14 protein-coding genes and 1 other RNA gene are annotated in these 12,881 nt (G+C 40.0%); 2 read left to right on the top strand and 13 right to left on the bottom strand.

Going from position 1 to position 12,881, the window contains the following annotated elements:
• Window positions 1–46 precede the first annotated feature (46 nt).
• From rnpB to BPOF4_RS08005, 9 genes are all read right to left on the bottom strand, one after another.
• Window positions 47–435: RNase P RNA component class B (gene rnpB / locus BPOF4_RS21620), an RNA gene on the bottom strand.
• Between the two features lie 65 nt (window positions 436–500).
• Entirely contained in the window at window positions 501–893 is a 393-nt protein-coding gene (locus BPOF4_RS08035; protein WP_012958616.1) for a reverse transcriptase-like protein, read from the bottom strand.
• Between the two features lie 31 nt (window positions 894–924).
• Window positions 925–1,236: a cell division regulator GpsB gene (gene gpsB, locus BPOF4_RS08030; protein WP_012958615.1), complete on the bottom strand. Its 312-nt coding sequence runs from the start codon at window positions 1,234–1,236 to the stop codon at window positions 925–927.
• A gap of 103 nt (window positions 1,237–1,339) precedes the next feature.
• Entirely contained in the window at window positions 1,340–1,900 is a 561-nt protein-coding gene (locus BPOF4_RS08025) for an SLOG family protein (RefSeq protein WP_012958614.1), read from the bottom strand.
• 73 nt (window positions 1,901–1,973) lie between these two features.
• Window positions 1,974–2,510 (bottom strand): spore coat protein, encoded by a 537-nt coding sequence (locus BPOF4_RS21615; RefSeq protein ID WP_012958613.1) that lies wholly within the window; start codon window positions 2,508–2,510, stop codon window positions 1,974–1,976.
• Window positions 2,511–2,587: 77 nt separating this feature from the next.
• Window positions 2,588–2,746, bottom strand: coding sequence for a hypothetical protein (locus BPOF4_RS22170; RefSeq protein ID WP_158305558.1), 159 nt, complete (start codon window positions 2,744–2,746; stop codon window positions 2,588–2,590).
• Window positions 2,747–2,952: 206 nt separating this feature from the next.
• A complete protein-coding gene (locus BPOF4_RS08015) occupies window positions 2,953–4,278 on the bottom strand; it encodes a ribonuclease H-like domain-containing protein (protein ID WP_012958611.1) in 1,326 nt (441 codons plus the stop codon).
• Entirely contained in the window at window positions 4,262–6,568 is a 2,307-nt protein-coding gene (locus BPOF4_RS08010; protein ID WP_012958610.1) for a DEAD/DEAH box helicase, read from the bottom strand. Before BPOF4_RS08010 ends, BPOF4_RS08015 begins: the two co-directional genes overlap by 17 nt.
• A 108-nt stretch (window positions 6,569–6,676) precedes the next feature.
• Complete coding sequence (locus tag BPOF4_RS08005; protein ID WP_012958609.1) at window positions 6,677–7,588, bottom strand: ketopantoate reductase family protein; 912 nt, start codon at window positions 7,586–7,588, stop codon at window positions 6,677–6,679.
• 275 nt (window positions 7,589–7,863) lie between these two features.
• Here BPOF4_RS08005 and BPOF4_RS08000 point away from each other — a divergent pair, with 275 nt between their 5' ends.
• Window positions 7,864–8,310, top strand: a complete 447-nt coding sequence (locus BPOF4_RS08000) for a hypothetical protein (protein WP_012958608.1) — start codon at window positions 7,864–7,866, stop codon at window positions 8,308–8,310.
• A 79-nt stretch (window positions 8,311–8,389) separates the two neighbouring features.
• Here the strand turns inward: BPOF4_RS08000 and BPOF4_RS07995 are convergent, their stop codons facing one another.
• From BPOF4_RS07995 to BPOF4_RS07985, 3 genes are read right to left on the bottom strand one after another with little or no spacing between them, the layout of a single operon-like run.
• Window positions 8,390–9,112 (bottom strand): P-II family nitrogen regulator, encoded by a 723-nt coding sequence (locus BPOF4_RS07995; protein WP_012958607.1) that lies wholly within the window; start codon window positions 9,110–9,112, stop codon window positions 8,390–8,392.
• The gene (locus BPOF4_RS07990; protein WP_012958606.1) at window positions 9,102–9,836 is read right to left on the bottom strand and encodes a DUF1538 domain-containing protein; all 735 of its coding nucleotides are present in this window, start codon (window positions 9,834–9,836) and stop codon (window positions 9,102–9,104) included. Before BPOF4_RS07990 ends, BPOF4_RS07995 begins: the two co-directional genes overlap by 11 nt.
• Complete coding sequence (locus BPOF4_RS07985) at window positions 9,833–10,525, bottom strand: DUF1538 domain-containing protein (protein WP_012958605.1); 693 nt, start codon at window positions 10,523–10,525, stop codon at window positions 9,833–9,835. Before BPOF4_RS07985 ends, BPOF4_RS07990 begins: the two co-directional genes overlap by 4 nt.
• Before the next feature lie 205 nt (window positions 10,526–10,730).
• Here BPOF4_RS07985 and BPOF4_RS22435 point away from each other — a divergent pair, with 205 nt between their 5' ends.
• A complete protein-coding gene (locus BPOF4_RS22435; RefSeq protein WP_012958604.1) occupies window positions 10,731–10,904 on the top strand; it encodes a hypothetical protein in 174 nt (57 codons plus the stop codon).
• A 104-nt stretch (window positions 10,905–11,008) separates the two neighbouring features.
• On the opposite strand, the gene BPOF4_RS21175 is transcribed toward BPOF4_RS22435, so the two are convergent.
• Complete coding sequence (locus tag BPOF4_RS21175) at window positions 11,009–12,847, bottom strand: SEC-C domain-containing protein (RefSeq protein ID WP_012958603.1); 1,839 nt, start codon at window positions 12,845–12,847, stop codon at window positions 11,009–11,011.
• Between the last annotated feature and the right edge of the window lie 34 nt (window positions 12,848–12,881).

Raw genomic sequence — 12,881 nt, 5'->3', positions numbered from 1 at the left:
GTAGAGGGGATTTCTCAACGCGCTTATTCAAGTCATCTATTAACTGTTCGATAAGCCATGTTCTGTACCTTAGTACTACAAGCGGTGATGAACCTCGTACTCCGGTGGTAACCATCTATCTACAAGACCTACGATCTTGTTCATCTGACCCGTTCATTTCCGGTTCAGAAAATGCCCCTACCATATTTTGGGTTTCTCGCTCGCGGGGTTTACCTCGTTCCACTCCATATGTTTCCACATGGACTCCGTCACTGTGGCACTTTCAAGGCTATCACACCATATCTAAAGACTTAGGTGCGTCACCTGCCGTTAGCCCAGCATAATGCCAGACTACCCTAGCTTATGAATTGGCTAGGCACGAACACTACTGGCATCTCAGCCAGTGCGAGCATGGACTTTCCTCTACACGTAAACGTGCAGCGATCACCTGAACAGTTAATTCCGTCATAAGCGACAAATCTAATTATACGTTTTATGTTGAATGAAATCAATGGTAAATTTTACTTTGCTTGTTGAATTGCTCTTCTTGCTAATTGATCTGCATCTTTATTTTGTTTACTTGGTACCCATTTCATAAAAAATAAATCAAATTCATCAATATAGACAAGCGCTTCTTCTAAATACTGATTATAGCGCTTATTTTTAACATAACGCTTCTCAACGGCTTGATCAATCAACTGTGAATCAGTACGAAAAGATACTTGCTTAAACCCTTTCTCTTTGCAAATTTTAAGGGCGTGCAGCAATGCCTCATATTCCGCTTCATGATTTGACATATGGCCAAGAGGAATTGAATAGTGTCCGACACTGCCGTCTTTGTAATTTATAAAGATTCCTGCCCCCGATGGACCAGGATCCCCTGCACTTGCACCATCAATATAGACGTCAATCAATGACCTCTCCCCTTATTCTAGTTACTACTTTCTATTCGTACAGCTTGCTGCCGAATACTTTTTTCTCTAGGTTTGAAAGGCGCTGCAGAATATCATAGTTCGTACTTCCTGCAGTCGGAGCTGCCGTTTGACGCTGCGGTCTTTCCTGAAGCTGTTTCATCTCACGGCGCAATTTTTGATTCTCTTGTTCAAGAGCTGCTACTTTCTTTTGAAACGCTTCATAATCTTGTATAACTGAATCAAGAAACTTGTCTACCTCATCAGGATTGTAGCCGCGCATACTCGTTTTAAATTCTTTATCTAAAATCTCTTTAGCTGACAGTCGAACCTCTGGATTATTCATCACAAATCACCCCTACACTTATAAACCAACTTAGGTTATTTCTTTCTATTTTTTCAAAAGTTCTCTATCTTGTCAATTTGAATTATTGCACTCATCCATCTCCCTACCAATAATCTGCGTTATTCATTTGTTCATCTTGAATAAGAAAATCAAGATCCATGGGAGTAATATAGTGGATTGGATAATGAGTAGTTAATGCTTTTTGTTTAGCTGGCTCTAAATAATACATAGGTGAACCTGGCTTTTCTTCATCTACTAATAATAAGAGGGCATCCGATTTTTCTATAATAAACTCATTTTTCAAGCGAAGCTGCGCGGGATTATCATAAGGCCGTTTCGTAATACTGTCAACAAAATCCGCTTGATTTACAATGTTTTTATAGTAGTTTTGAGTTTCTTCACTCCATCGTTCTTCTTGATTATAAAATGGGGTCAACACCGATAACTTCAAGTCCGAAAACTCGCTCTTCAATGCTAAAACTACTTCAGCAGCCCAAAGCTCAACACCAAGCTGGCCGCTGATCACCACCCATTCTAGCCCTTCATCTATATACGAACGAAGTTTTTGTTCTAATGCTTTTTTTATATATGTAATACCTTGATGCTTTTGATCAAAAATGCCGAGTTCATGTCCTTTATAACCGGATACAGCCAATACTTTCACCGTTTTCACCTCTTACCAAAGAAATAAGGGCCAAGCCAAAAGATGGCTTAGACCCTACTATAACATGTGAAGATTAACGGTAGCTACAACCGCAATTTCCGTTTCCTTTACCTTTCCCGCCGCTCATTGGCCCAAAACCCATTGGAGCCATATTTGCTCCTGCTTGCGGACCCATGTTTGCTCCGGCCATTGGTGCCATGTTTGCTCCGGCCATTGGCCCCATGTTCGCTCCGGCCATTGGCCCCATGTTCGCTCCGGCCATTGGCCCCATGTTCGCTCCGGCCATCGGCCCCATGTTCGCTCCGGCCATTGGGCCAAAACCTTGTGTTCCCATTGGCGGACGAGGCGGCATCATTGCACCTGCTACTTGCGGTCCGGGACCATTTGCAACGAACTGCTGGTTAGAGATCGTCTCTTGGAAAGAATCTGTGTGCGGGAAGCTGTGAACATGCTTATATACATGGTTAGTCACATGCGTTGTATGACTTGGGTGAATTTCCGGTACGATATATTCACAAGTCTTTTGAGTCATATTACACTTTGTCGGGTGTACAACCGCAGGCATCACTTTCGTGCAAGTCGGCTGACAATGATTATAATGTTTTTTCATAGGTTAACTTCCTCCTTTTAATGGTGAGTCAATATTAACCTATGTAAAAACGTATGCAGGTGTACTAGTTGTTTCACCTAATTATACGCACTTATCTCGACATTGGGCGTGATTGGGCTGGTGCTGATTAACTCCGCACTATAGAGAGAACTTGATGTCTCATCACGAATCTCACTCATTACAAACACTGTTACACCAATCATTAGAAAAAATAAAATTAACAACGCCTTACTCATTCTTTTATCACTCTTTTCTTCAAATCAAATCCAGAACTACCATATTCAAATGCAGTACATTTCAATTCCAGTACATATTTTACTTCCTTTTAGATAGTCTGACAATTGATTTTTCTGAAGAAATAAGAAAAAATGACTAGGTTCACATTTTTGTCACATTTTGTTGATTGATAAGAGTTTATGCGCTTGCCCAGGAAATGTGCAGTTTAGATTACTAATTTCTTTTGCAGACGTTCAATGCGCTTTAACAGCTCTGCCTCTAACCGCTTATTTTCCTTAGTCGTTCGTTGATGTAGCGTAGCGTGGAAATGCTCATACCCATTTTCAGCAAGTTCGAATGCTTTGTTAATATTTTTGTCCTTATGCTCTAGGATCTTTGAGAGCTCAATTGCACTATCAATGGCATATGCTTGATGTTCTAGGAGCCGATAGAAATACGATTTTGCACTTTCAAAGTCTTTATTCTGTTTCAAAAGTTTTGCTGCTTGATGCATCGTTTTGAATAATATGTCTTTCTCAGCAGGTCTATCGCTTGATATGATGTCTTCATATAATTCTAGCGCCTTTTCTTTTTCACCGATATAGTCAAACCAACGGGCGATCTCATGTTTTTCAATTGTGTGCAGCGATTCTTCCTTTTTCTCAGCTTTAAATAGACTTTTGGAGAGATGAATGTAGAGTGTAATCAGCGAAAGCATATCCCATTCGTGATGCTTAATAATGCCTGTTACAAAATCTGGATCCTGCTCTTGTAAAAAGTCAAAATAAAGCATTGGAGCCAGGTATCCAGGAGTATCTTCTACTCTAATAAACCCAAGGATCTCATTTTCTACGACTGAAAGTTTACAAGAGGGCAGAATCTCTTTCCAAAGACGTCTTGACGCATGTAGCAGATCATAATGCCCGAATTTCGGCAATTTAGGAACCTGATCTCTGACAAACGTATGGCGTGTTTTCACTTGCGGCCAATCAAAAGCTTTTCCATTATACGTAACTAGATTTTTCATGTTGCTTACATCTGTTAAGAAATGATGATAAAAACTCACTTCTGCTTCTGGTCCTGGGAGAAAATATTGCTTAATAATGACTTCTTTATCGGTTACTTGTCCAAAACCAAGCAGAAAGATCCGATTGCCTGCCCCGCTTGAAAGTCCCGTTGTCTCTGTATCAAAAAATAACAGTTCATCCATCCGTTTTCCTTTTGCAGAGAGCGGATGAGAAGATAAAGGGTGTGCGGCGTCATAGGATTGCCATTGATCAATGATGGACGAAAGCTCGGCAAAGAGATAATGTCCGTGTTTTGTATCGATAGGATAACGGACTTCTCTAACCATCGTATAATGCTCTTCAAACCATTTAGGCTCAGTTTGCTGATCAGTCCACTTGTTCAAAAAAGGAATCTCTTTATGCATGTCTTCTGTTTTGCTAGGATGCTCATTACAATCCTGATCAGCTTGTTCAAAAGAGGAAGGACGCTCAGGCTCGATTTTCATATGTTTTTTAAGACGACCCAATTTACTTTTTAATGCCATCAAAATTCCCCCTCACCTTTAGCTGCCGCAGGATGGAAACAAGTCTTAGTACCGTTGATTTTACATTTGTTCCAGCTTCGCCCTCGGCTCCGACACATGCAGGACAGCCATTTTCACATGAACATGACCTTACAAGGTCGACCACTTGTTCTAAAATAACATCAATATTTTTATAGACTTCCTTTGAAAGTCCAATCCCCCCAGGGTAACGGTCATATATAAATATAGTCGGAGCCTCTGAATGATCAGCCTTCATCTGTGGAATAACATGTAAATCGCTGCGATCACACATGACAAATACCGGCGCGACATGTTGAAACAGGTGCGCAAGACCAATTAAAGCCTGATCAAAAGCACCTTCACTGTATTCTTCGACTAACTCGTTAGAAAAACTTAACCACATCGCATTTGTATGGAGCTCTTCTTCAGGAAGATGAATCGGACCAGAGCCAATATTTTCAAAGGTTGAAAGTTTAATCTTTTTGAAGATAGTCGCTTTTGCATTCACCATTACATCTCCAAAAGATACCTCTGCATACTCTTTTCTCTTCTTTTCATCTTCTTCGAGAACTTTTAACTGCACCGCAAGATTGGCATCTGTAAAGTATTCAACCGCTACTTCTCGGACGAATGCTTTCTTTTCATCCCAATCTAAATACTCCACTTGATACTGGATTCCTTGATGAAGGTAAATGGCCTCATCATGTAATAGAGTCATGGCACTAAAGCGGTCCATTTCTCCGATGACTGTCGGATGTGCAACATCTGACTGGTCTATAATGATGACATTTTCTTGTGAGGCAGAACGCAGGCTTATCCCATGGGCAGGAAAGGCATCGTTCATCCAATACCATTTATCTGCACGGTGGTGAAGAACCTGCTCTTCAGTAAGAAATTCTAATACTTCCTCAACCTCCACTCCGTCAAACGTCTCTCCTTTTTTAAATGGAAGTTCGTATGAGGCACACTTTAAGTGATCAACTAAAATCACTAAATTATCAGGGTTAATTCTGGCCGATTCGGGTGAACGCTCAAAAAAGTAATCCGGGTGTTGAATCACATATTGATCTATAGGGGTTGAACCTGCCACCATGATAATCACCGATTCATTTTGTCTCCGGCCTGCTCTGCCTGCTTGCTGCCAAGCACTCGCAATTGAGCCGGGATATCCGGTCATAATACACACCTGAAGCTGGCCTATATCCACGCCAAGCTCTAAGGCATTCGTACTGACAACTCCAATGATATTTCCTTGGCGAAGTCCACGCTCTATTTCACGACGCTGCTTAGGAAGATAGCCGCCGCGGTAGCCTCTAATGGTATCTGGCCCTAGGTTCTTTTTTATGAGCTCTTGTAAATGGCTTAAAATAATCTCAACTCGGACACGGCTCTTAGCGAATACGATGGTTTGGATCTTATTTTTCAAAAACTTCGCAGCTAAATCATTCACTTCTGCTGTAGCACTTTTTCTAATATTTAACGCTTCGTTTACAATCGGAGGGTTATAAAAAATAAAATGCTTCTTACCCCTAGGTGCTCCGTTCTTATCCACTAACCGCATCGGTACACCTGTAAGTTCTTCAGCAAGCTCTTTTGGATTGGCAATCGTTGCTGAGGTACAAATAAAGGTAGGGTAGCATCCATAATAAGCAGCAATTCGTTTAAGTCTTCTAATGACGTTTGCTACATGACTTCCAAAGACGCCGCGATATGTATGCAGCTCATCAATAATGACATACTTTAAGTTTTCAAAAAATGCGACCCATTTTGTATGGTGAGGCAAAATAGCAGAATGAAGCATATCTGGGTTTGTAATGACAACATGACCGGCCTTGCGCACAGCCTGACGAATGGTTGGGGCTGTATCCCCGTCATACGTAAAGCATTTTACATCCACGCCCATCTCTTCAATCAGTTCATTCATTTCACTTTTCTGATCCTGTGCTAATGCTTTCGTTGGAAAGATATAAAGTGCACGACTCTCATTATCGTTGATGATTTCTTGCAAAACAGGAATGTTGTAACAAAGTGTTTTACCTGAAGCAGTTGGTGTGACTGCTGTAATATTCTCACCTTGATGTGCGAGGTTGATCGCCTCATACTGATGAGAATATAACTCGCCGATTCCCCGTTTACGAAGAGACATTTGAATCCTCTCATCTATAAACGAAGGAAAAGGCTTTGTTACCGCCTCAACAGCTTCAATTTCTTCCCAATGACGAATTCGCTCCCTTAATTCCTCACTATGTTTTAAATCATGTAATAGGTCTTGCAAAGATTGTTTAAACATCCGGTCCACCTCGATTTCTGTTAGTTACATTGTAGCGAATGTTTGTTTGTTTTTCTACATTTATCAACGAAAAAAGCTGATCCCCAAAAGAGAAGATCAGCCTTGTATTTAACGGTCGTTTTCATATAGTTTTAAATTTACATAAATGTTCTTTAAGATAGGTGTTTCTAATTGATGGCGGCAAGCTTTTGTTAGAAGGTAACCTTGAAGGTGATCTGCTTCTACCGCTGCATGCTTTTCCATATCACGCTGCATGGAAGATTTCATCGCTCCTTCTATCTCCATAAATCTTTCATATTGAACCCTCTCAATATCATCAGCAATAGGTGCACCTTCCGCTCGCATGATAGCTGCAATCTCATTAAATAAGCCCTTAACGATCTCACTGCCTTCTTTAAGCTCACGAATCGGACCTACCGGCTGCCCGTAAAGTGTTGTGACTCCTGACATTGTCGTAATAAATAAGTATTTATGCCACATTTCTTGGAGGATGTTATCACTCACTTTCACCTTGGCATTTGCCCCTTCAAAGGCGTCTTCAATGCGTTTAACCCGATCGGTATATTCACCGTTTAATTCACCAAACGTGAAATGATGAGCACTGCTCGTCTGCTTAATGATTCCGTCTTCAGTCACCGTAGACTCAATAAAACATAAGCCGCCGATTACCTGCTCCTCGCTGAACGCCTTTTTAAGCATATCTACGTGGGAAATTCCATTAAGCATCGGAATGATTACTGTGTTCTTATGTACAAATGGTTTAACTGCCTCTACTGCCTGCTCAAGATGATAGGCCTTAGTTCCAATCAATACGACGTCAAACTCGCCTTCCTCACCTTCCACAACCATTTTTGGCTGAGTTTTAAAATTCCCGTTCACGCTTTCTAACATTAATCCATGATCTAAGAGCTGCTCTTGCCTTTTGTAGCGGACTAAAAAGGTCACATCTTCCCCTTTTTCTAACAGTCGCCCTCCAAAATAACCACCGACAGCACCCGCACCGACAACTAGAAATTTCATAAACTCTCTTCACTCCTTCAGCTAGTCTTGTCTAATAGTATACAACTTGTCAGAATATTTTAGTAGTTATATCTCTTCTATAAACCTTTCTTCAACCATTCATCTGCGTATCTATCTATAGTTCTTGAGATCGCTTTTAGATTCCTTTAATAATTTATCCTCCGCGTGCATAAGATGAATTAATTTCGAAAAACAACCCGCCAGGTAAGAGCGGATCATGGTTGTAATATGACCTGAGCTTATACATTACCTTTTAGCTAAACGAGGTGAGAGAGATGTCACAATTTCCAAGAGAGCAGTTTAACAATTTATCTATCCAAGTGAAGAAAAGTCAATTAAATGACATTGTTCAAGAAGTGAATGAACGTAGTTATGGGGTTTTTTGGGGATTTGACCGCGGGAAGATGATTTTAACCATTCATAATACCGACTTAAAAAACAAATTAACATTCGTGCGTCATAAACGGTATATGGAATTAATCAGTGTAGACATTCTCTCAGTTGAAGTACTTGATATTTTAGACAGGGTCATTGATTATACGAAACAGGTCAAAGAGCTGAAAGAACGAGAAGTAAGGACAAAGAAAGTCGTTCAATATCATGAAATTGACTATTACTTATCCGAGCTTCATGAATATCTAGTGCAAGGGGATAAATCGAAAGTTAATGAAACGAAAGCAATTTTGAAGAATTTGTTAATTAATGGGGTTCAACTAAATTAATAAAGCAATCATATACAACACCACAAAAGAAACGAGAGCAGGTTTTTTGCTCTCGTTTCTATCAAATCGTTTCCTCTTTTTATTCATCTATTTGTTTCAATTCGTCTATGACATGGTTAATTCCTACAACACGGTCAACATCTAGTACAAAAGCGATCCCCTTACCCGATTGATTAAGCCCAACTCCTAATTCAATGGCATGAAGTACTTCTTTTGTTTTCTTTCTGTGTATTAACGTCAGAACCACTTCCTTTTCTGGTTCGATCGGTATATTTAAAAATGATGCTTTTTCATGTATACCTGAACCACGGGCTCCGAGTACTGTGCCCCCTTCTGCTCCAGCTTCTAATGAGGAGTCAATAACTTTACCTGCATCTCCTTTTTTCACAATTGTTACAATCAAATCAAAAGGAATGTCTTCTTTTGGCATTACACCCTCATCCTCCTCTATTAAAGTATCTTCTGCATCTGCTGGATCTTCTAATAAATGGGCAATCCCGGTTAATTGTTTTAAATCCAAAACAAAGCCTATACCCTTTCCGCTTTGATTCAGGTTGCCTGCCAACGTTACATGGTAAATAATTTGCTCCATGACATTTTTTTTCGCTATTGTTAGAATGACCTCTTTTTCATAGTGAACCGGTATACCTAAAAACGTTTTTTTCTCACGTATTCCGCTGCCTTTGGCATATAGGATCGTTGCCCCTTCTGCTCCTGCTTTTTTCGCTGCCAACACCAGTTTTTTTGCCTGATGTTTCTTTACAATGCTTACAAATAGCTGGTGCTCACGTCTAAGTTTCATTCGACTCCCTCCCCTGCCTCTCAAATAATACTCCTAATATAAGAACGGACAGAATAGGGGCTAGGGCAACTAAAGCGATCATCCCAAAGCCGTCCATGAGCGGGTCTCGGCCTTCTGTAACTGACGCAACCCCAACCGCAATCGCTAAAATAAACGTAACCGTCATCGGTCCAGTTGCCACTCCGCCTGAATCAAATGCAATGGCAGAGAACGTATTACTTGATAAAAACAATAAAATAACGGCCAAGATATAGCCTGGAATGATGTAGTACCATAACGAGAAACCTACAAGAATTCTAAGCATCGATAAAGCAATTGACACACCGACACCAATAGATAGGGTGTAGAGCATCACACGTTCTGAAATATAGCCACCTGAAACCTTTTCTACTTGCTCATTTAAAATTCGTACAGCAGGTTCAGCAAAGGTTGCTACAAACCCTAAAACAAACCCGATTGGAATTAAAATCCAGTTGTAAGAAAGGCCGCCAAGCACTTCTCCCATCAACTCTCCTGCAGGAAAAAAGCCAACATGAACCCCTTGCAAGAATAAGGCTAAACCAAAAAAGGATAAAACCATTCCCTTTCCAATATTTATGATCTTTTCTTTTTCAAGTTTTAAAAAGAAAAACTGAAAAACTAAAAAGAATACGAGCAGCGGCAATAGGGCGAAAAATACTTCTACCAACACCTCTGTAAAGCCTTCAAAGATTGTAATATTCACCCGTAAATCACCCCTAAAATCTGTACCGAAATGATTGGACCAATTGATGCCAGAGCAACAAGACCAAAACTGTCGCTTGATGAAGACTTGCTTCTAAGAACAGAGGCCACACCTACTCCAAGGGCTAAGATGAATGGAACCGTCATTGGCCCTGTAGTCACCCCGCCAGCATCAAAAGAGATGGGGATAAATGTATTAGGGGTTATCGTTGCTAGGAGAAAAACGACACTGTATCCGCCTAATAACAGCCACTTCAACCGAATCTTAAAAATAATTCTTGCCATAGCAAGAGCAACAAATATGCCTACCCCTAAGGCTACCGAAGAAATCAGCACCATCTGAGAGATCTCCCCTCCTGAGACATTATCTATTTGCTGCGCAAGGACACGAACATCAGGTTCTGCCACCGTGACGACAAACCCCAAAATAAAGCCGACTGCAATAATCAGCCATATCTTTTTTGATTTAGGCAAAGTGGACCCGATCATTTCTCCTACCGGAAGAAGTCCTACATGCACTCCAACTAAAAAAAGAATCAAACCGACACTGACCATCACTACGCCGATAAGAAACTGTATAAAAACCTCAGTCGGCAGCCATATAAGAGTAAACTGCAAAATGACAATAACTAAGGTAATAGGAAGCACAGCAAAGACGACTTCTTTGACCGTTTCCATAAACTGCTCCATCTAACACTCCTCCTCGGATAGACTCATGATATATGTACCCTGCTTATCACATTTGATCTGCATGAGTACCTATTACCTTTAAAAGAAGAGACAAAACCTGTAAATTCCCTCTTTCAATCCAGCAAAAAACATATGACAAGCTATGCGGCTTGCTATATAATGATAAAGTTATTCCATTTAGAGTACGACAGGAGGGAAGTAAAGAATGAACGAGAAGAAGAAGATTAATTTACAAGAAGCGATGAAACAGCAGCTAGCACGTAAAAAGCAGCAATCATCTCAAGGAACCGGCCGCCAGCTGAATTCACACCAAACAAAGCCGCTTACAAGTCAGCTGACGAAAAAGCCTAATAATCAAAGAAAACGTATGGGAATTTAATTGATTTAGAAAGCGATATTTTAAAAGCTTTCTTTTTAGTTTACATAATAATATTATGATAAATATATTGAATAGCCGTACACCCTTTGATGTACGGCTGACGATTAGCGAGCTGCTGCCGGCTGTTTCACATACATGGATTCGACTTCTTTTAATAATGGTGTTACCCATTCAATAACAGACGTGCCCTCTTTTTTATCCTGCCATTTAACAAAAGCTCTTAGGACGCTGACAAAGTCCTTACTCTGCGTTTTGCTCAAAGTAGAATAGGTTTCTTTTAATCTAAAACATAATAGAGCTTCCCATTTTTCTTTAGTAAGCTCACTCCACGTTTTTATATCCATTGCATTCAATAAGCCAGCAAAGATCTCTACACTATTTGAATACTTTCGTACTGTCGCATCAGACTTTCCGTTCGTCTTTTCTTCTTTGAACGTTTCTAGCTCAAGATAGAGATCTAACGCTGTTTTCTCATCATAAGCATCATCCAAAGCTTGACCTTCTTGTTTGGCTTTTGCCCCGTCCGCAGCTTCAGACTGATCTAAATCTGTTGGGATATGTTCTTGCTTTGTAACCCTCTTACGACCACCCGTTACAAATGGGGACATAGGCAGATTCAGCTCTTCTCTAAGCGTGTTATAGTCTGCTGTTACTTCTACTTGTCCAAGTTTATTTTTTTGAGCGATGTATACATTGTATTCAGATTGACGCAGCCATCCTTCTACTTTTTCAATTTCATCAGCACGAACAAGTTCTTTTATCGTACGTTTTTCTTCAGTTGAATATGGCTTATCAAGCTGAGCTTCAATATTATTTTGAGCAAAAAGCGAAAAATGCTTTGGAAGTTCTGGATTAATTTGCACAAGCATATTTTTCATTTCGGCATGATATGGAATCTCCCATTCTTTCGTGCCCTCATTCATAAACGAGACAGAAGTAAGTCCATTTAAGCTATTTTTGACCTCGTTCATTGAATCAGAATCGAATGCTTCCACTTCTACGATGTTATCCTGGACTTTAAGCGTGCTTTTTACTTCAGTCGTCAGAACATCACCAGACATTTCTGAGTCTGTATAACGATACCAGTCAAGAATGAAACTAGCCATTTTTTCCTTCTCTGACCAGTTCTCTAAATAAATAGAAGGCTGTTTTTCTAGGTATGTTATAAGTTCATTCTCATTTTCGACTTTCCATTGTGCCTTGAATTGTTTGACAATTTTCATTTTATTAGAGTCTTCATTTTGCTGACCTTTAATGAAGGCAGACAATATTTCTGGAAATTCATTCACTAACAACGTGTCAACTGTTTCTTTTGTCTGTTTTGCTCTCTCTTTTACATAAGTAGCTGCTTCTTCAAGATTTAACGGTCCTTCAAACATTCTCACACCGTAAAAAATAGATTCTTGATTAAGATCTTCGATTAGACTAAATGTTCCATACCAAGGGGCAAAAGATCGCTCACCCTCATCTGTCAGCGTCATTGTATATACATCGTCATTTAAACGATCTTTAAACGTGACTTTGCTTTCTTTACGATCAACTGCTTGAACAAGACGCGGTGTTAACGTGCTCCATTTTTGGATCATCTCATATTCTTCAGCAGTAAGAAGATCCTTGCGTTCTTCTAAAAATGCCGTGATTAACCGGCCTTTTGAACTTTTGTTGAAAAACAACAGCCACAGCTCTGTAAATGAAGCTTTTAATTCCTTTGGAACAGCATGGTTTGAACGTTCATCAAATTCTTTTTCAAGCATAAAACGTTCTTTTACCGTAAATGTTTCTTTCACATACATACGTAATTTTTCAATCACTTGTTTACGTTTCGCAATATAGTGCTCACGCTGTTGTTCAGCGACTACCTTTACCGTTTCTTTATTCATGCAGCATTTCTTGTACTTCTTGCCGCTGCCGCATACACATGGGTCATTTCGTTTAATTGTCATTAGCCGTCTCTCCTACTTCATCCGAACAATTTCT

The sequence above is a fragment of the Alkalihalophilus pseudofirmus OF4 genome (assembly GCF_000005825.2).
Taxonomy (GTDB): Bacteria; Bacillota; Bacilli; order Bacillales; family Bacillaceae_D; genus Alkalihalophilus; species Alkalihalophilus pseudofirmus.
This window is presented reverse-complemented; position numbering and strand designations above follow the sequence as displayed.

Coding starts and splice junctions, on each gene's coding strand:
- BPOF4_RS22435 (WP_012958604.1), top strand. CDS start 10,731: ATGAACGAGAAGAAGAAGATTAATTTACAAGAAGCGATGAAACAGCAG.
- BPOF4_RS22170 (WP_158305558.1), bottom strand. CDS start 2,746: ATGAGTAAGGCGTTGTTAATTTTATTTTTTCTAATGATTGGTGTAACA.
- BPOF4_RS08000 (WP_012958608.1), top strand. CDS start 7,864: ATGTCACAATTTCCAAGAGAGCAGTTTAACAATTTATCTATCCAAGTG.
- BPOF4_RS21175 (WP_012958603.1), bottom strand. CDS start 12,847: ATGACAATTAAACGAAATGACCCATGTGTATGCGGCAGCGGCAAGAAG.
- BPOF4_RS07995 (WP_012958607.1), bottom strand. CDS start 9,112: ATGAAACTTAGACGTGAGCACCAGCTATTTGTAAGCATTGTAAAGAAA.
- BPOF4_RS08015 (WP_012958611.1), bottom strand. CDS start 4,278: ATGGCATTAAAAAGTAAATTGGGTCGTCTTAAAAAACATATGAAAATC.
- BPOF4_RS21615 (WP_012958613.1), bottom strand. CDS start 2,510: ATGAAAAAACATTATAATCATTGTCAGCCGACTTGCACGAAAGTGATG.
- gpsB (WP_012958615.1), bottom strand. CDS start 1,236: ATGAATAATCCAGAGGTTCGACTGTCAGCTAAAGAGATTTTAGATAAA.
- BPOF4_RS08005 (WP_012958609.1), bottom strand. CDS start 7,588: ATGAAATTTCTAGTTGTCGGTGCGGGTGCTGTCGGTGGTTATTTTGGA.
- BPOF4_RS07985 (WP_012958605.1), bottom strand. CDS start 10,525: ATGGAGCAGTTTATGGAAACGGTCAAAGAAGTCGTCTTTGCTGTGCTT.
- BPOF4_RS08010 (WP_012958610.1), bottom strand. CDS start 6,568: ATGTTTAAACAATCTTTGCAAGACCTATTACATGATTTAAAACATAGT.